This window comes from Bradyrhizobium sp. RDM12 (assembly GCF_051917485.1).
Classification (GTDB): domain Bacteria; phylum Pseudomonadota; class Alphaproteobacteria; order Rhizobiales; family Xanthobacteraceae; genus Bradyrhizobium.
Genome location: NZ_CM133064.1, coordinates 4,161,491 through 4,177,753, shown reverse-complemented (window position 1 = coordinate 4,177,753; position 16,263 = coordinate 4,161,491). Strand labels below are relative to the sequence as shown.

Below are 16,263 nucleotides of genomic sequence, written 5' to 3'. Positions count from 1 at the left end.
ACTGACCAGTCAGTCACCGTCGACGAACAAACGAATTAGCATTGACTAATTAATTAGTGATTGCTAATTTGTCGACATGATCGAAGCCGCCCCAAATCCTGTCACCGCCGTGATGCGCGCCCTCGCCGATCCGACCCGGCGCGCGGTGTTCGAGCGCGTGTTCGACAGCAAGGAAATCAGCGTCGCCGAACTCACGCGCGGCAGCGGCGTGACGCAGGGCGCTATCTCGCAGCACCTGAAATCGTTGAAACAGGCGAGCCTCGTCGCCGAGCGTGCCGAGGGCCGCAACGTCTATTACCGCGCCGCTCCGCAAGGCCTCGAGCCGCTGGTGACCTGGATGGATCATTACGGCGTCTTCTGGCGCGAGCGCTTCGAGAACCTGCGTGACCTCTTGAAGGAGATCGACCCGTGAATGCAGCCGCGTTGAAAGCCGAGACCAAAGACATCGTGCTGGACGACGTATTCCCTCACGCACCCGAGACGATTTGGAAAGCGCTGACCAGCGCTCAGTTGATCGCGCGCTGGCTGATGCCACCGACCGGCTTCGAGGCCGTCGTCGGCAATGACTTCACGTACCAGACCAAGCCGGGCGGCAACTGGGACGGCGTCATCTATTGCCGCGTTCTGGAGGTCATCCCAAACCGACGCCTCGTCTACGCCTGGAAGGGCGGTGACGAGCGCAATACCGGCTACGGCGCCCCGCTCGACACCGTCGTGACATGGTCCCTCACCCGGGTCGAAGCGGGCACGCGGATTCAATTGGTGCATGCGGGCTTCGTGCTGCCCAGCAACGAGAGTGCCTACACGATCATGAGCGGCGGCTGGAAGAAGGTCGTCCGGCAGCTCGAAGAGATCAGCGGCGAAGGCAAGCAACAGACAAGCAAGGAGTGATCACGATGGAGAAACCCTATACCGGCGGCTGTGCCTGCGGCGCGATCCGCTATTCGATCGCCGGCGAGCCCCTGTTCGCGAACCATTGCCAGTGCCGGGACTGCCAGCGTGAAAGCGGCAGCGGCCACGGCTCGTACGCCACCTTCGCGCGCGGCGGTGTCACCGTGACAGGCGAGGCCAGGAGATGGGACATGGTCGGCGACAGCGGCAATGTGAAGACGCGCGCGTTCTGTCCCACATGCGGCCTGGCCGTTTACATGACCTTCGCAGCGATGCCCGACATTTTCACCATTCGCGCCGCGAGCCTCGACGAGCCCGCCCGCTACAAGCCGCAAGCGGTCACTTACGCTGCGCGCGCGTATGCCTGGGATCATGTCGATGCGCGGTTGACGAAGTTCGAGACGATGCCGCCAACGTGAGGCGATCAATGCTGCTACGGCGGAGGTGCGCTCCCTTGCCCGCGCCTTCGGCGCGACCTCTCCCGCAAGCGGGAGAGGTCAACGACCAACACCTTCTATCTCAACTATGAAACTTCAACCCGTCGACGATCTTGTCGATCACCTTGCGATCGGCGCGCATCGCGATGCCGACGAGGTTGAGGTCGGCACGCGCAACCACCTTCACGGCCTCACGATTGGCTGCATCATGCGTGGTCCTGAACATGTCCTCGGTATAGACCGCGGGCGTGACGCTGCGTGTGAGTGCACGATCGAGTGCGCGTGACAAGGCCGGACCATCGGCACCATAGATCAGGATCGGCTGGCCGATCAGCGCAAGATATTTCGTCGCCGAGGCGTCCTCATAGGCTTCGCCAATGCACTCCGGAAAGGCAGCCGCGACTCCGCTCGTCAGGAACGATGCGACGTTGAGCTTCTGCCAGGTCTGGAGGTCGTTGCGAATGACAACGGCAATCTTTGTATCGAACTGCATGGATTCTCCGAACACACAACCAAGCGTCGGGAAACAAACGAAGATTCCTTCGCGCCGACGGTCGTCACGAACGTAACCCGAATTGACCCATCGATCACCGCTCGGAATTTTCAATGGAGATGCGACGGCCTGCGCTTCTCCCTGCGGGTCAACTCGGGTATATGTCTGCGCCCTGTCACTTAACTGTCACAAAGCGTGCATGTCCGAAACTGGCGCAATCAAGCGAGCCCTCGAACCCGTACAGCGGCTTGCGAAAGCCAGCGGCCATCCGCCCCCGAGGACGGGAACAAATCCAGCAGCTTTGTTGTTTCCGCCATTGGTGAGGCGCCAGGTTCCGCGCGCCCTGACAACGCATCTTCGCACACCTGGTTTTTGCAGGGTGCCCTCTCCGCGCATGAAGCTCGTGCAGACACGACTGCGTCGGAACTGCCATCGTCCCGCAACGCCACGCCGCGCGCCACCGAGATCGAACTCAAGCTGATCGTGGCTCCCGATCGCCTGGCGGATTTCAACAATGCGCCGATCATCGCGACGAACGCGCGCAACAAGGGGACGCGCAAGCATCTCAAGGCCGTGTATTATGACACGCCCAAACGCGCGCTCCGGCGTGACGGGTTCAGCTTCCGGGTTCGCCGGAGCGGCGCGCGGCTCACGCAGACGGTGAAAGCGGACTTCGGCAACGATCCGCTGCGCCGTGGCGAGTGGGAGGCAGCCGTCCCGTCGATGGCGCCGGACATCGCACTGGTCATGCCGCTGGTTTCAGACAAGCGGCGCGCCGATCTCGAACGTCACCCGGTCGAGGCCGTCTTCAGCAGCGACATTCACCGGCATCAGCGCCTCGTCGACCTGCCGTCCGGTACCATCGAGGTTGCCTTCGATCAGGGCTATCTGACATCAGGCGATCGCTCGCTGCCCGTGAGCGAGATCGAACTGGAGCTCAAGAGCGGTAGCCCGTCCGCCATCTGGGAGTTGGCGCTGCGGCTCGCCGAGCATGGTTCGGTGCAACCTTCGATCCGGACCAAATCGGCGCGCGGCTTTGACCTCGCGGCCGACACACCGCCGCGGGCACCGAAGCCGCCAAAGCTTCGTCTCGATCCATCGACATCGCTCGATGAGGCGTTTTCCGAGATCCTGCGGTCCTGTCTTTTGCATCTGCTGCAATCCTTGCCCGCCGCGGAGGACGGGCGCGATGCCGAGGGGATGCATCAGCTTCGCGTCGCCCTGCGGCGCCTGCGCTCCGCGCTCGACCTGATGCGATCGGTGGTGTCGCTGAACAAGCTCGACGTGATGCGCGCCGAGGCGAAGTGGCTTGCGGCAAGTCTCTCCGGTGCACGCGATTGGGACGTGTTTCGGCAGGAGACTTTGCGGACCGTCGCGCATGGCTGTCCGTCGGTCGCCGGTTTCGACACGCTGGGTGAGCTCGCCGACCAGCGTCGCGCGGCCTGTTACGACAAGGCCCGCCTCGCCCTCGCCGACCGGCGCTGTCAGTATTTCGTGCTCGGGCTCGGCGCCTGGATCGAAGCGCGCGGCTGGCGTAGCGAGGTTGCTCCCGAAGGTCTTTCGCAACTGGCGGAGCCGGCGATCAATTTTGCACGAAACATCCTATCGGCGCAGCATGCGAAGGTGCTGAAGCGCGGCCGGCGCTTCAAGTCGCTGCCGATGGAAGAGCGGCACCGGGTCCGTCTCGCCGCGAAGAAGTTGCGCTACATCGCCGACTTCCTGCTCCCGCTCTGCGGGCAGCGCAAATCCGCGCGGCGCTTCTCGCGGAGGCTCGCCCACCTCCAGCAGGAGCTCGGTGTCTACAACGACATGGCGACGACGACGTCACTGCTTGCGGACGTCGACGCGGGTTCGACCGGTATCGGCATGGCGGCGGCGGCGATCGCCGGCTGGCAGGCCCATGCCATGGTCGGTATCGAAGCGCGCCTGCTCAAGGCCTGGTCGGAATTCACGGGGGCCAAGGTGCCCTGGTCAGTGGATGCGCAGGAGCAACCGGCAAAACTGGTCCAAGTGGGATAGCTGCGCCAGCCATCGATGGCTGCGCCAGCCTTGTTCAGCCCCTGGTTCAACCTTTGGCGTCGCAGGCCCAGGCGCGGATCACGCATTCCTTGCCGCCGTATTTGTAGCATTCGCGCGTGGCGGCGTTGAGCGTCGCCGAGATCTTCGGCTTCACAGCATAGCCATAGGCGCCGCAGGGGTTGGCCATGTCGACCGACATCGCCGCACAGGCGCGCTTCATCGTCACGGTCGTGCAGTCGCCCTTGCACTGCTTTTGTGCCGCGGCACGCGCTTCGTGCTCGGCACCATAATCATAGGCCTGGCCAAAGGCGCCGCACTTGCCGACGGCAAACGCGCCGGCCGCATGGGCTTCGGTGATATGACGGGCACCGGCGACACAAACCGACAGCGCAAAGAAAAAACATCGCGCAGCGGCGCGCGACGACGTTCGAAACCATGGAAAAGCCCCTCCCCCAAGGCAGGTGAGAGGACTCTAAGGGCGGGACCGTTTCCAGATGGTGAACGGGTGGTTGAAAACGGCGATCTGTAATGTGTCACCACGGAAACAGTGCTGTAGGGTGGGCAAAGGCGCGAAGCGCCGTGCCCACCATCTCTCCGCAACGTGACCTGCGATTGGTGGGCACGGTTCGCTTTACCCACCGTACGGCACTGTCATCCGCGTCTTGCTGCTTCCAGCGCCTGCGGCGTGTCGATATCGAGGAAGGCGCCCTCGCCGTCGACGGGCACCTCGGCCACTGCTTCGGTGTGCTTGGCAATCAAATGCCGCGCGCCGATGTCGCCGTCGAGCGTCATCAACTCCGCAAAGAAGCGCCGTGACCACAGCACGGGATTGCCGCGGCGGCCATTGCTGACGGGTACGACGATGAGATTGCCGCGGTCCGGGGCAAAGCCGTCGATCAGGCGATCGATCAGGCCGGCATCGATCAGCGGCATGTCGCCAAGGCAGACCACGGCGCCGTCGCTCGCTTCGGACACTGCGCCGATGCCGGCTTTGACCGAGCTCGCAATGCCGCCGGCGAAATCCGGATTTTTGACGAAACGCACCTTCAGGCCCTCGAGCGCCTGCTCGACCAGGTCGGTCTGGTGACCGGTGACGACGATCACCTCGGACGCTTTCGAGGCCAGCGCCTGCTCGGTTGCGATCCGCACCAGCTTCTTGCCGTCGAGCTCGGCCAGCAGCTTGTTCGGTCCGCCCATGCGGGTCGAGCGCCCCGCGGCGAGCACGATGGCAGCGACCTGGCTGTTACCCTCGATCTCCGGTTTTGCGCGCGGCTGCGGCCGCGTCACGATCTCCATCAGGAGGCCGCCGACACCCATGCCCATCAGCTCGGAGCGCGTTACCTTGATGCCGGCGAGCAGCCGCATCAGCACCCAGTCAAAGCCGTTCTCGACCGGCGAACGCGCGCAGCCCGGCGCGCCTAGCACCGGAACGCTGCCGGCGCGCGCGATCAGAAGCAGATTGCCGGGATCGACCGGCATGCCGAAATGCTCGATCTCGCCGCCGATTCCCGTGACCACGGCCGGGATCACATCGCGGCGGTCGGCGATCGCCGACGCGCCGAACACGATCACGAGCTCGGCGCCGAGGGCGAGTAATTCCTTGATCGCCGCCGATAACGCGCGCTCGTCATGCTGCACGCGACGCTCGGCGATGATGCTCGCACCGGCCGGCGCGAGACGCTCGGCGGTGACGCGCAGGGTCTTGTCGACTACCTTGGACGACAGGCCCGGCAGCAGCGTCGAGACCACGCCAACGCGCTTGATGACGTAGGGCGCGATTTTCAGCACGTCCTTGCCGGCGGCTTTCACGGCGGCATCGCGCAAGTCTCCTTCAACCCCGAACGGGATGATCTTGACAGTGCCGACCATCTCGCCTTCGACCACCGGCTTGTAGGCGGCGAGCGTGGCAAAGGTGATGGCCTCATCGATATTGTTGATGCGGTCGACCGCGGCGCGGTCGATCACCAGCAAACCCGGGCGCGCGGCAAACAGATTGGCGCGGCCGGTGAAGGCGCGCTCGACATGGATGCCCTCGCCGCCGACGGCAAGCGCGATACTGGCAGCCGCGACGTCTTCGGAGACGTCGCCTGCCTCCATCCGCACCACGACGATGTCCTTGATGCCGGCACGCTCCAGCGCCTCGACCTCGGCGGGACCGATCGTCGTGCCTTTCTTCAGCACCAGCGGACCCTGGCGCAGGGTATGGACGGTCACCCCGCCGATCGCATCCCTGGGGCTCGCCGGGCCGAACTTCATGCCGCCTCTTCTTTTTCTTTGGGCGGTAGCCGAAGCACCGCCGTGATCTCGGCCATGATCGCCACCGCGATCTCGGAGGGCGAAACTGCGCCGATCGCAAGCCCGATGGGCGCGTGGATACGTGCGATGTCGCTGTCCTTCGCGCCTTGCGCCCGCAGCCGGTCGCCGCGCTTGGCATGCGTCTTCCGCGAACCGAGCGCGCCGATATAGAAGCACTTGCGCTCGAAGGCATGCAGCAGTGCGGGGTCGTCGATCTTTGGATCGTGCGTCACCGCGACGAAAGCCGTATAGGCGTCCACATTGAGCGGCGGCAGCGCGGTGTCCGGCCACTCCGCGACCAGCGGAATATCGGGGAAGCGCTCGGGGCTTGCAAAGGCCGTGCGCGGATCGACCACGGTGACGTCGTAGCCGAGCGAGCGCGCCAGCGGCGCAAGCGCCTGGCTGATATGGACCGCGCCGACGATGACGAGCTTTGCGGTCGGCGCGTAGACATTCAGGAACAGCTTCTTGCCGCCGGCCTCGATACTGGCGCTCTTGCCCATGCGAAGCTGCTTGTCCAGCTCGGCGCGCAGCGGATCCCTGGCGAAATCCGCAGCCTTCACCAGGCGCTGCTCGCCGCTCTCGGTGTCGGTCACCAAAATCACGGGCCGGCGTGCGGCGCGCTCGGCATTGAGTTCGTGCAGGATTGCGAGCTTCACGGCTAGCCGACCTTCTCGACGAAGACGCGGATGGTGCCGCCGCAGGACAGACCGACATTCCAGGCGGTCTCGTCGGCGACGCCGAACTCGAGCATCCTGGGCTTGCCGCTCTCGATCACGTCCATGGCCTCGGTGACCACGGCGCCCTCGACGCAGCCGCCGGAGACCGAGCCGAGAAAGGTGCCCTCGTCGTTGATGACGAGGCTCGAGCCCGCCGGACGCGGGGCCGACCCCCAGGTCTCGACCACGGTTGCCAGCGCGACGCCACGGCCGGCCTTCTGCCAGTCCTCCGCCGCCTTCAGAATATCCTCATCGCGATCGAGCATGGCTTTGCCTCTCAGGCTGCGGGGCGGATCAGGCTGCGGTGATGCGGCGGCAGCGGCCGGGACAGCGTGGTGATCAGCTCCTGGATAGAGCTCAAATTATGCACGGGACGAAATTCGTCAACGTGCGGGAGCATCATTTTGATGCCCTGGGCCTTGGCCTCGAAGCCGCCGAACCGCAGCAGCGGGTTCAGCCAGATCAGCCGCCGGCACGACCGGTGCAGCCGGTCCATCTCGAAGGCCAGCTTGGAATCGGCCTCCCGCTCCAGCCCGTCGGAGATCAAGAGCACGATGGCGCCCTGGCTCAGCACCCGCCGTGCCCACAATTTGTTGAAGTTGTGCAGCGAGGTCGCAATCCGCGTGCCGCCGGCCCAGTCCTCGACCGCCGCCGAGCAGCTTGCCAGCGCCTCGTCGGGATCGCGCTGGCGTAACGCGCGTGTCACATTGGTGAGCCGCGTGCCGAACAGGAACACCGACACGCGTTTTCGCGCGTCCCCGATCGCGTGGAGGAAATGCAGGAACAGGCGGGTGTACTCGCTCATCGATCCCGAGATATCGAGCAGCGCGACGATCGGGGCCGGCTTCTCGATCCGCCCGAGCCGATGGATGTCGATGATATCGCCGCCGGTGCGTAACGACGCGCGCAGCGTGCGGCGCATGTCGAGCCGCAGCCCGCGTGGATCGGGTTGGCGCCGGCGCGTCAGCAGCTCTGCCTGCGGCAGCCGCATCATCTCGATGGCACGGAGCGCCTCGACGATCTCGGCTGCGCTCATCTGCGCAAAATCCTTCTTCTGAAGGATCTCCTTGTCGGAGACCGACAGGTGCAGATCCTGCTCCTGGTGCTGCTGCGTCTCCGTCATCCGCGGCTGCGACATCGCCTCCTGGACGCGGCGCGAGCCGGCCGGCGGCTTCTTCCTGGCGCCATCCGGCAGCGGCACCGAATCCAGCATGTGCTTCCACTCTTCGGAGGCGCGGAAGAACAGGTTGAAGGCCTGCTTGAAAATCTGCGCATGCTCGTGGCGCATGACGAAGATCGACTCCAGCGTGGTGAAGACGTCGGCGCGGCTGCCGATGTCGATCACCTGCAACGCATTCATGGCATCGATCACCGCGCCCGGACCAACCGGCATGCCGGTCGCACGCAGCGCCCGCGCAAAGCCGACGATATTGTCGGCGAACTGCTCGGTCTGCTCAGGCGCGAGGTGGTTGATGGCCATGGTCTGCTGTCCCTGCCGTCATTCCGGGGCGATGCGCAGCATCGAACCCGGACTCCATTCATCCGCCGTCACTGCTGCACAACGGATTCCGGGTTCGCGCTACGCGCGCCCCGGAATGACGCGCTAATCGCTCGTCGCTTCCTTCAGCACCTTCTGCAGCGTGTCGCCCTGCATGCGGGTGATGTCGTCCTGGTACTTGAGCAAGGCGCCCAGCGTGTCACCGACCACTTCCGGGGTCAGCGAGCGGGCATCGAGCTCTGACAGCGCGGTGGCCCAGTCGATGGTCTCGGCGACACCGGGCGACTTGTAGAAGTCCTGGTCGCGCAGCGCCTGCACGAAGCGCACGACCTGCTGCGACAGCTTTGCCGAGATGCCCGGCACGCGCGACTTGACGATCGCGAGCTCGCGATCGGCGGCAGGATAATCGACCCAGTGATAGAGACAGCGCCGCTTCAGCGCGTCGTGAATCTCGCGGGTGCGGTTGGAGGTGATGATGACGATCGGCGGATGCGGCGCTTTCACGGTGCCGAATTCGGGGATCGTCACCTGGAAGTCGCTGAGGATCTCCAGGAGATAGGCCTCGAACGCCTCGTCGGCGCGGTCGAGTTCGTCGATCAGCAGCACCGGCGGACCGGCGACGTCGGGCTCCAGCGCCTGCAGCAGTGGCCGCTTGATCATGTAGCGGTCGGCAAAAATGTCGCTCGATAGCTGCTCGCGATCGGTATCGCCGGCGGCTTCCGCCATCCGGATCGCGATCATCTGCGCGGCGCTGTTCCACTCATAGACCGCGGAGGAGACGTCGAGGCCTTCGTAGCATTGCAGGCGAATCAGTTTCCGCCCCAGCGCCGCCGACAGCACCTTTGCGATCTCGGTCTTGCCGACGCCGGCCTCGCCTTCGAGAAACAGCGGCCGCCCCATGCGCAGCGAGAGATACGTCACCGTCGCCAGCGACCGCTCGGCGAGATAGCCGCGCGAGGTCAAAAGTTCGAGCATCGCATCGACCGATGCCGGCAAGGTCGCTGAAGTCATGAAAGAACCAGTCTCGCTACGCCCTCACAAAGGGCAAGTATTGGGCCAGATCGTGAGGCCCACTCATTCTTTGGCGTTGGCGGCGTCGAGGGCGCGCCGCGTCAACACGCCGATGAGATGGGCGCGGTATTCGGCGCTGCCGTGGATGTCGCTGTTCAGCCCTTCCGCCGGCACCTCGATGCCTTCAAGCACCTTCGACGAGAACCGCTTTTTCAGCGCTTCCTCAAAAGCCTCGACGCGGAACACGCCGTCCGAGCCAGCGCCGGTCACGGCGACTCGCACGTCCGAGGGCCGCCGTGCCACGAACACGCCGACCAGCGCATAGCGCGAGGCCTGGTTGCGGAACTTGACGTAGGCCGCCTTCTTCGGCAGCGGGAACATCACTTTCGTGATGATCTCGTCGGCCTCCAGTGCCGTCGTGAACAGGCCCTGGAAAAACTCTTCCGCCTTGAGGCGGCGCTTGTTGGTGACGATTGTTGCACCGAGCGCGAGTACGGCGGCCGGGTAATCCGCGGTCGGATCGTTGTTGGCGAGCGAGCCGCCGATCGTACCCTTGTGGCGCACGGCGGGATCGCCGATCTGGCTGGCGAGATCGGCCAATGCCGGGATCGCCTCGCCGACGATGGCCGAGGTCGCGACCTCGGCATGCCTGGCGGTGGCGCCGATCACCAGCGAACGGCCCTTCATCTCGATCGTGTTCAGCCCCTCGATGTGGGAGAGGTCGACCAGATGCGGCGGGGCTGGCGAGCCGCTGCTTCATGACCGGAATCAGCGTGTGGCCGCCGGCGATCACCTTGGCGTCTTCGTTCTTCACCAGGAGGTTGGCGGCCTGCCGCACGGTCCCGGGGCGATGGTATTTGAATTCGTACATGAGAGTGTCCTGATCGCGGAGGGCGCGCGGTTACGCGAGATCGGATTTCGCCATCGCCTTCGCGCCGGCGGCGATCGAGGCGACGATGTTCTGGTAGCCGGTGCAGCGGCAGAGATTGCCTTCCAGCTCCTCGCGGATGGTGTGGTCGTCGATCTCGTGACCCTTGCGGTGCACGATGTCGATCGCGGTCATGATCATGCCGGGCGTGCAGAAGCCGCACTGCAGGCCATGGTGCTCGCGGAAGGCTTCCTGCATCGGATGCAGTGGCGCGCCATCGGCCGCCAGCCCCTCGATGGTCTTGACCTCGTGACCGTCGGCCATCACGGCCAGCGTGGTGCAGGACTTCACGGCCTTGCCGTCGAGATGCACGACGCAGGCGCCGCACTGCGAGGTGTCGCAGCCGACATGGGTGCCCGTCAGCCGCAGATTCTCGCGCAGGAACTGCACCAGAAGCGTACGCGGGTCGACATTGCCGGTAACAGGATTGCCATTCACGATGAGGGAGATTTTTGCCATAAGCACTCTCTATCAGCGCCCCGACGGGTCCCGTCGAAGCGGTTCTTATAATTATTCCGACCCATCATATGGGCCATTATGCCCTGGGGCAACATCGCCCCGGACGCAAGGCGCCATGCCGAAAGACGATAGCCTTCAGCCCTGTACCGCCTTGGCGAAGTTCGCAAAAAACTCGTCGGCCAGCTTCTTGGCGGTGCCGTTGATCAGGCGCTGTCCGAGCTGCGCCAACTTGCCGCCGATCTGCGCCTCAACCTCGTAAGACAGCAGCGTGCCGCCGTCCTTCTCGGCGAGCTTGACCGCCGCGCCACCCTTGGCGAAGCCGGCCACCCCGCCCTCGCCTTCGCCCGATATCTTGTAGCCGTTCGGCGGGTCGAGATCGCTCAGCGTCACCTTGCCCTTGAAGCGCGCCGACACCGGGCCGACCTTCATTTTTGCCGTTGCACGGAAGCCGCCGTCCTCGGTCCTCTCCAGCTCCTCGCAGCCGGGGATGCAGGCCTTGAGCACCGCGGGATCATTGAGCTTCTCCCACACGGCCTCGCGCGGCGCCGCAAGCTGGACTTCGCCGTTCATTGTCATGGCCATGGGGCGCCTCCCGAGCTGGATCACATCTGAATAATATTGCTCAAGTAACGCACGGACGCCGCAAAGGAAAGGGCAGCCCCCGGTCACGTGCAATGCATATTCGCACCTGCAAAATGCGTTGTGCGGTCGGTCAGGGATTGGCAGAGCCGAAGCATGGTGATTAGGTCCGGCGCAACATGAGCACAGCCCTCTCCCCCCTGCTTGCGCCGATGTTGTCGAGCGCAGCCATGCGCACCGTCTGCGACGACCGATCCATCCTGCAAAACATGCTCGATTTCGAGGCGGCCCTGGCCCGGGCCGAAGCCGCCGCGGGTGTGATTCCCGCATCGGCGGCGGGCCCGATCGAAGCCGGCTGCAAGGCTGATACCTTCGACATGGCGGCGCTGGCCGAGGCCGCGACCCGGTCGGGCAATCTCGCGATCCCCCTGGTCAAGGCGCTGACCGCCAATGTCGGCAAGGCCGACGCAGAGGCCGCGCGCTACGTGCATTGGGGTGCGACCAGCCAGGACGTCATCGACACCGCAACCATGCTCGGCTTGCGCGCTGCAATCGATGCACTGGACGCCGACCTCAGCCGTGCCATCAAGGGCTTTGCGACACTTGCCCGCGCCCATCGCAACACCGCGATGGTGGCACGGACCTGGCTTCAGCACGCGCTGCCGATGCCGTTCGGGCTGAAGGCCGCCGAATACGCATCCAGTCTCGCCCGCGCCCGCTGCCGCTTGCGGCGGCTCCGCCGCGAGGGCCTTGCGCTACAATTCGGCGGCGCCGCCGGCACGCTCGCGGCCCTCGGCGACAACGGCCTCGCGGTGGCCGAACGGCTCGCGCAGGAGCTGAAGCTGCCGCTGCCGGAAGCCCCCTGGCACCCCCATCGCGACCGCATCGCAGAGGCCGCATCAAGCTTCGCGATTCTCGCCGGAAGCTGCGGCAAGATCGCGCGCGACGTCTCGCTCATGATGCAGACCGATGTCGGCGAAGCGTTCGAGCCCGCCGGCGAGGGCCGCGGCGGGTCCTCGACCATGCCGCACAAGCGCAACCCGGTCGCGGCCGCAAGCGCGCTTGGCTGCGCGATGATGGCGCCGCAACTCGCCGCGACGATCTTTGCAGCCCAGGTGCAGGACCACGAGCGCAGCGCCGGGCCTTGGCATGCGGAATGGCCGACGCTGCCGCAATTGATGCTGGTCACCTCGGGCGCGCTTGCGGCCATCGTCGACATCGCCGAGGGGCTGGATGTCGATGCCGCGCGCATGCGCAGCAATCTCGACGCGACGCACGGGCTGATCATGGCGGAAGCCGTCACGTTTGCGCTCGCCGACAAGATCGGCAAGAGCGATGCCCATCACCTGATCGAGGCCGCCAGCAAGCGCGCGGTTGCCGAGAAGAAACATCTGCGCGAAGTTCTCGCCGCCGATTCGCAGGTCGCTGCGCATCTGGCGCCCGAGAAGATAACGGCATTATTTGAGCCGATGGCCTATCAAGGGGTCTCGCAGGCCTTGATTGACCGGCTGCTCGACAGCCTCGACCGCGAATAGAGCAGCCCTGAGCGGAATTAAAACGGAGACGCCGAATGCCCATGATCGATGCCGACGGTTGCCTGATCAACGTCTCCGTCGAGGGCCGCGACGGCGGGCCGACCTTGATGCTCTCCAACTCGCTCGGCTGTACGCTGCAGATGTGGGAGCCGCAGATGAAGGCACTGACGCAGGTGTTCCGCGTCATCCGCTACGACCGCCGCGGCCACGGCAAGTCCAACGTGCCGCCCGCTCCCTATACGATGGAACGTTTTGGCCGTGACGTGCTCGCGATCCTCGACGATCTCAACATCGAGAAGGTGCATTGGTGCGGTCTGTCGATGGGCGGAATGGTCGGGCAATGGCTGGGCGCCAACGCGCCGGACCGCTTCGGCAAGCTCATCCTCGCCAATACCTCCTGCTATTACGCCGAGCCGACCAAATGGCTGGAGCGCATCGACGCCGTGAAGAAGGGCGGCATCGCCGCGGTCGCCGACGGCGTGATCGCCGGCTGGCTCACCCAGGATTTCCGCGAGCGCGAACCTGACATAACCGCCAGGATGAAGGCGATGCTGCTCGCGACCCCGGTCGAGGGCTATCTCGCCTGCTGCGAGGCGCTGTCGACCCTCGACCAGCGCGCGCTGCTGCCTGCCATCAAGAACCCGACGCTGGTGATCGCCGGCCGCCACGACCAGGCAACCCCGATCTCTGCGGGCGAGCTGATCCGCTCGAGCATTCCCGGTGCCAGCATGACCATCATCGACGCCGCTCACATTTCCAATGTCGAGCAGCCGCACGCGTTCACCGACGCGGTGGTCGGCTTCTTGACGCAACGCTGATCTCGCAACGCCGTCATTGCGAGCGCAGCCAAGCAGTCCAGGAATCCCTCCGCGGTGGCAGACTGGACTGCTTCGCTTCGCTCGCAATGACGAAGGAGGAAACAACATGGACGATCAGAAGCGCCGCGATGCCGGCATGAACGTGCGCCGAAAAGTGCTGGGCAATGTCTGGGTCGACAAGTCGATTGCCAACCGCAACGCCTTCAACACCGATTTCCAGGACATGATCACCCGCTACGCTTGGGGCGAGATCTGGACGCGGCCGCATTTCGACGAGCGCACGCGGCGGGTTCTGGTGATCGGCACCATGGTCGCGCTTGGGCAATGGGACGAATTCCGCCTGCACGTGCGCGCGGCGCTCGCCGAGGGCGGCTTCACCCCCGACGACATCAAGGAAATTTTGCTGCAGCAGGCGATCTATTGCGGCGTTCCGGCGGCGAACCACGCCGTCAAGGAAGCCTCAGCGATTGTGCAGGAGCTCGGCCTGCTCAAGACCTAGCAGCGCGGTGTCCGCGACCTCGACGGTCTTCGGCGCAGCCGCGGGCCGCTCGATCACCAGCACGATTGCGGCCCCGAGCAGCAGCAGCAGCTCGGTGGCGTGCAGCCGAAGCGCGGCCATCTCGCCGACCTTCGAGGCCATCACCATGCTCACAAACGAGATCAGGCTGCCGATCGCAAGCGCAATGCCGAGCGCCTCGTCGCTGGCCCCGCTCTTGCGGGTGCGCGGAATGGCGAGCAACGCGAGATAGATCGCGAAGAACGCCACCACGGTCAGACGCCCGAGCGCCAGCAGCCAGGCGGCGCGCACCGTGCCGAGGCCGGACATCTGAAGCTGGTCGCTGAGGAACAGCGCCACCGCAACGCTCGGCCGCTCATAGAGGCCGTGCACCGGCGCCACGATGATGTTGAAGGCGACCATGGTCCAAGCCGGGATGAAATAAGCCGCCAGCAGCGCGCCGTTGACCGACCCAATCCGCCAATTCCTGAACATGCCGCTTCCCGCTTCGCCTGCACCGCGCCTTCGGACGGAAGGCTTTGCCGGGGAGCTAACTCGCATCGGACTGTGGCGGCAATTTAAACCCTTTGTTTACCTTAATCGCCCGTCCAAAGACAAAGGCCCCGCCTTTCGGCGGGGCCAGCTTCACTCCACGACTCCTGGTTCTCGGGATCCCTAATCGTCCTGACCGCGCTGACCACCCTGCTGCTGGCGGCTGGGCTTGTCGCCCTGGCGCATTGGATCATTCTGCTGCTGCTGTCCGGGTTTGTGCCCGCCGCCCTGCTGCTGCCCCGGTTGCTGGCTTGGGCGCTGCTGGCCGGGGCTCTGGTTCTGCTGGCCCGGGTTCTGGTTCTGCTGCTTCGTCATTGGGGGAAACTCCCTTGTTGGGACGTCAGTGGGGAGATAACAGGCGGAAGCCTATCTGGTTGCCCCGCGGAACCGGTTCCTCGCATCTGCGGGAACTAGGATACGACGTCCATAGCCGAAATGATCTCTGTACAAGCCTTTCTGCCGAGGCATGGCCAGTTGCAGCCACCAGTTCCCTGCTGTTACAAAACGGGAAGAAAGCTCAAGGGCTGCCGGGGCCCGAGAAGAAACTTAAACACTCTCTCGAAGACCTCCCTTTGAGTCGCGTCAGGTTTGGGTAACGGCAGCCTATGGATTATTTCGCCCAGCAGCTCATCAACGGCCTCGTGCTCGGTTCCATCTACGGCCTGATCGCGATTGGCTACACGATGGTCTACGGCATCGTCGGCATGATCAATTTCGCCCATGGCGACATCTTCATGATCGGCGGCTTCATTGCACTGATCACCTTCCTGATTCTGATCTCGCTCGGCCTGACCGCGATCCCGGTGATCCTGCTGGTCGTGCTGCTGGTCTCGATGGCGATTACAGCGCTCTATGGCTGGACCATCGAGCGCATCGCCTACCGGCCGCTGCGCCATTCCTTCCGCCTCGCGCCGATGTTGTCGGCGATCGGCATGTCCTTCGTGCTGACGAACTACTCGCAGGTGGCGCAGGGAGCGCGCGTCAAGCCGATCCCGCCCTTCGTCACCGGCGGCTACACGCTGCATGAGAGCGCAGACGGCTTCGTGATTCAGCTCTCCAACATCCAGATCATGGTGGTCGTCACCACCATCGTGCTGCTTGGAATCTTCACTTGGCTGGTCTCGCGCACCCGGCTTGGGCGCGACATGCGCGCCTGCGAGCAGGACCAGACCATGGCCGCGTTGCTCGGCGTCGACGTCGACCGCACCATCTCCATGACCTTCGTGATCGGCGCTGCGCTCGCCGCGGTCGCCGGCCTGATGTACCTGCTCTATTACGGCCTGGTCGACTTCTTCATGGGCTTCGTCGCCGGCATCAAGGCCTTCACCGCCGCTGTGCTCGGGGGCATCGGCTCACTGCCCGGCGCGATGCTCGGCGGTCTTGCGATCGGCCTGATCGAGACGTTCTGGTCGGCCTATTTCTCGGTCGAGTACAAGGACGTCGCCGCGTTCTCGATCCTGATCGTCGTGCTGATTTTCATGCCGACAGGCCTGCTCGGCCGTCCCGAAGTCGAAAAAGTCTGACGGACCGCCC

General features: G+C 64.7%; 19 protein-coding genes and 1 pseudogene. 8 read left to right on the top strand and 12 right to left on the bottom strand.

Going from position 1 to position 16,263, the window contains the following annotated elements; translation table 11 throughout:
- Positions 1-76: 76 nt before the first annotated feature.
- From ACTGJ9_RS20165 to ACTGJ9_RS20155, 3 genes are read left to right on the top strand one after another with little or no spacing between them, the layout of a single operon-like run.
- Positions 77-412 (top strand): ArsR/SmtB family transcription factor, encoded by a 336-nt coding sequence (locus ACTGJ9_RS20165; RefSeq protein WP_456672553.1) that lies wholly within the window; start codon positions 77-79, stop codon positions 410-412.
- Positions 409-891, top strand: coding sequence for an SRPBCC family protein (locus tag ACTGJ9_RS20160; protein WP_456672552.1), 483 nt, complete (start codon positions 409-411; stop codon positions 889-891). Before ACTGJ9_RS20165 ends, ACTGJ9_RS20160 begins: the two co-directional genes overlap by 4 nt.
- 5 nt (positions 892-896) lie before the next feature.
- Entirely contained in the window at positions 897-1,310 is a 414-nt protein-coding gene (locus ACTGJ9_RS20155; protein ID WP_456672551.1) for a GFA family protein, read from the top strand.
- Between the two features lie 100 nt (positions 1,311-1,410).
- On the opposite strand, the gene ACTGJ9_RS20150 is transcribed toward ACTGJ9_RS20155, so the two are convergent.
- Complete coding sequence (locus tag ACTGJ9_RS20150; protein ID WP_456672550.1) at positions 1,411-1,821, bottom strand: DUF2000 family protein; 411 nt, start codon at positions 1,819-1,821, stop codon at positions 1,411-1,413.
- Positions 1,822-2,304: 483 nt separating this feature from the next.
- Between ACTGJ9_RS20150 and ACTGJ9_RS20145 the strand changes: the two genes are divergently transcribed.
- Positions 2,305-3,840 (top strand): CYTH and CHAD domain-containing protein, encoded by a 1,536-nt coding sequence (locus ACTGJ9_RS20145; protein ID WP_456672549.1) that lies wholly within the window; start codon positions 2,305-2,307, stop codon positions 3,838-3,840.
- Between the two features lie 46 nt (positions 3,841-3,886).
- Here ACTGJ9_RS20145 and ACTGJ9_RS20140 read toward each other — a convergent pair whose 3' ends face one another.
- The 9 genes and pseudogenes from ACTGJ9_RS20140 to ACTGJ9_RS20100 form a co-directional block, all read right to left on the bottom strand.
- The gene (locus ACTGJ9_RS20140; protein ID WP_456678578.1) at positions 3,887-4,228 is read right to left on the bottom strand and encodes a DUF4189 domain-containing protein; all 342 of its coding nucleotides are present in this window, start codon (positions 4,226-4,228) and stop codon (positions 3,887-3,889) included.
- Between the two features lie 263 nt (positions 4,229-4,491).
- Entirely contained in the window at positions 4,492-6,096 is a 1,605-nt protein-coding gene (locus ACTGJ9_RS20135) for an NTP transferase domain-containing protein (protein WP_456672548.1), read from the bottom strand.
- On the bottom strand, positions 6,093-6,794 hold the full coding sequence (locus tag ACTGJ9_RS20130; protein ID WP_456672547.1) for an XdhC family protein: 702 nt from the start codon (positions 6,792-6,794) through the stop codon (positions 6,093-6,095). The genes ACTGJ9_RS20135 and ACTGJ9_RS20130 overlap by 4 nt, the downstream gene beginning before the upstream one ends.
- A gap of 2 nt (positions 6,795-6,796) precedes the next feature.
- Positions 6,797-7,120 (bottom strand): XdhC family protein, encoded by a 324-nt coding sequence (locus ACTGJ9_RS20125; protein WP_148751517.1) that lies wholly within the window; start codon positions 7,118-7,120, stop codon positions 6,797-6,799.
- A gap of 11 nt (positions 7,121-7,131) precedes the next feature.
- Positions 7,132-8,334 (bottom strand): vWA domain-containing protein, encoded by a 1,203-nt coding sequence (locus tag ACTGJ9_RS20120; RefSeq protein ID WP_456672546.1) that lies wholly within the window; start codon positions 8,332-8,334, stop codon positions 7,132-7,134.
- Between the two features lie 123 nt (positions 8,335-8,457).
- A complete protein-coding gene (locus ACTGJ9_RS20115) occupies positions 8,458-9,363 on the bottom strand; it encodes an AAA family ATPase (protein WP_456672545.1) in 906 nt (301 codons plus the stop codon).
- A 63-nt stretch (positions 9,364-9,426) separates the two neighbouring features.
- Positions 9,427-10,234: pseudogene (locus tag ACTGJ9_RS20110) on the bottom strand (FAD binding domain-containing protein).
- Positions 10,235-10,264: 30 nt separating this feature from the next.
- On the bottom strand, positions 10,265-10,750 hold the full coding sequence (locus ACTGJ9_RS20105) for a (2Fe-2S)-binding protein (protein WP_456672544.1): 486 nt from the start codon (positions 10,748-10,750) through the stop codon (positions 10,265-10,267).
- 135 nt (positions 10,751-10,885) lie between these two features.
- Positions 10,886-11,332: an SRPBCC family protein gene (locus tag ACTGJ9_RS20100; RefSeq protein WP_456672543.1), complete on the bottom strand. Its 447-nt coding sequence runs from the start codon at positions 11,330-11,332 to the stop codon at positions 10,886-10,888.
- A gap of 176 nt (positions 11,333-11,508) precedes the next feature.
- On the opposite strand from ACTGJ9_RS20100, the gene ACTGJ9_RS20095 reads away from it, so the two are divergent.
- The 3 genes from ACTGJ9_RS20095 (at position 11,509) to ACTGJ9_RS20085 (ending at position 14,181) form a co-directional block, all read left to right on the top strand.
- A complete protein-coding gene (locus tag ACTGJ9_RS20095) occupies positions 11,509-12,864 on the top strand; it encodes a 3-carboxy-cis,cis-muconate cycloisomerase (RefSeq protein WP_456672542.1) in 1,356 nt (451 codons plus the stop codon).
- A gap of 35 nt (positions 12,865-12,899) precedes the next feature.
- Positions 12,900-13,682: a 3-oxoadipate enol-lactonase gene (gene pcaD / locus ACTGJ9_RS20090; RefSeq protein WP_456672541.1), complete on the top strand. Its 783-nt coding sequence runs from the start codon at positions 12,900-12,902 to the stop codon at positions 13,680-13,682.
- Positions 13,683-13,788: 106 nt separating this feature from the next.
- The gene (locus ACTGJ9_RS20085) at positions 13,789-14,181 is read left to right on the top strand and encodes a carboxymuconolactone decarboxylase family protein (RefSeq protein WP_456672540.1); all 393 of its coding nucleotides are present in this window, start codon (positions 13,789-13,791) and stop codon (positions 14,179-14,181) included.
- Here the strand turns inward: ACTGJ9_RS20085 and ACTGJ9_RS20080 are convergent.
- A complete protein-coding gene (locus ACTGJ9_RS20080; protein ID WP_456672539.1) occupies positions 14,143-14,673 on the bottom strand; it encodes a hypothetical protein in 531 nt (176 codons plus the stop codon). The two genes, ACTGJ9_RS20085 and ACTGJ9_RS20080, sit on opposite strands and share 39 nt — an antisense overlap.
- 180 nt (positions 14,674-14,853) lie before the next feature.
- Positions 14,854-15,045, bottom strand: a complete 192-nt coding sequence (locus ACTGJ9_RS20075) for a hypothetical protein (RefSeq protein ID WP_456672538.1) — start codon at positions 15,043-15,045, stop codon at positions 14,854-14,856.
- A gap of 290 nt (positions 15,046-15,335) precedes the next feature.
- On the opposite strand from ACTGJ9_RS20075, the gene ACTGJ9_RS20070 reads away from it, so the two are divergent.
- The gene (locus ACTGJ9_RS20070; RefSeq protein ID WP_456672537.1) at positions 15,336-16,253 is read left to right on the top strand and encodes an ABC transporter permease subunit; all 918 of its coding nucleotides are present in this window, start codon (positions 15,336-15,338) and stop codon (positions 16,251-16,253) included.
- The last annotated feature ends 10 nt before the right edge of the window (positions 16,254-16,263 follow it).

Bases quoted from the DNA above. Each gene is read 5' to 3' on its own strand.
- ACTGJ9_RS20115 (WP_456672545.1), bottom strand. From the start codon at position 9,363: ATGACTTCAGCGACCTTGCCGGCATCGGTCGATGCGATGCTCGAACTT.
- ACTGJ9_RS20075 (WP_456672538.1), bottom strand. From the start codon at position 15,045: ATGACGAAGCAGCAGAACCAGAACCCGGGCCAGCAGAACCAGAGCCCC.
- ACTGJ9_RS20070 (WP_456672537.1), top strand. From the start codon at position 15,336: ATGGATTATTTCGCCCAGCAGCTCATCAACGGCCTCGTGCTCGGTTCC.
- ACTGJ9_RS20085 (WP_456672540.1), top strand. From the start codon at position 13,789: ATGGACGATCAGAAGCGCCGCGATGCCGGCATGAACGTGCGCCGAAAA.
- ACTGJ9_RS20105 (WP_456672544.1), bottom strand. From the start codon at position 10,750: ATGGCAAAAATCTCCCTCATCGTGAATGGCAATCCTGTTACCGGCAAT.
- ACTGJ9_RS20155 (WP_456672551.1), top strand. From the start codon at position 897: ATGGAGAAACCCTATACCGGCGGCTGTGCCTGCGGCGCGATCCGCTAT.
- ACTGJ9_RS20125 (WP_148751517.1), bottom strand. From the start codon at position 7,120: ATGCTCGATCGCGATGAGGATATTCTGAAGGCGGCGGAGGACTGGCAG.
- pcaD (WP_456672541.1), top strand. From the start codon at position 12,900: ATGCCCATGATCGATGCCGACGGTTGCCTGATCAACGTCTCCGTCGAG.
- ACTGJ9_RS20095 (WP_456672542.1), top strand. From the start codon at position 11,509: ATGAGCACAGCCCTCTCCCCCCTGCTTGCGCCGATGTTGTCGAGCGCA.
- ACTGJ9_RS20100 (WP_456672543.1), bottom strand. From the start codon at position 11,332: ATGGCCATGACAATGAACGGCGAAGTCCAGCTTGCGGCGCCGCGCGAG.
- ACTGJ9_RS20120 (WP_456672546.1), bottom strand. From the start codon at position 8,334: ATGGCCATCAACCACCTCGCGCCTGAGCAGACCGAGCAGTTCGCCGAC.
- ACTGJ9_RS20135 (WP_456672548.1), bottom strand. From the start codon at position 6,096: ATGAAGTTCGGCCCGGCGAGCCCCAGGGATGCGATCGGCGGGGTGACC.
- ACTGJ9_RS20080 (WP_456672539.1), bottom strand. From the start codon at position 14,673: ATGTTCAGGAATTGGCGGATTGGGTCGGTCAACGGCGCGCTGCTGGCG.
- ACTGJ9_RS20165 (WP_456672553.1), top strand. From the start codon at position 77: ATGATCGAAGCCGCCCCAAATCCTGTCACCGCCGTGATGCGCGCCCTC.
- ACTGJ9_RS20150 (WP_456672550.1), bottom strand. From the start codon at position 1,821: ATGCAGTTCGATACAAAGATTGCCGTTGTCATTCGCAACGACCTCCAG.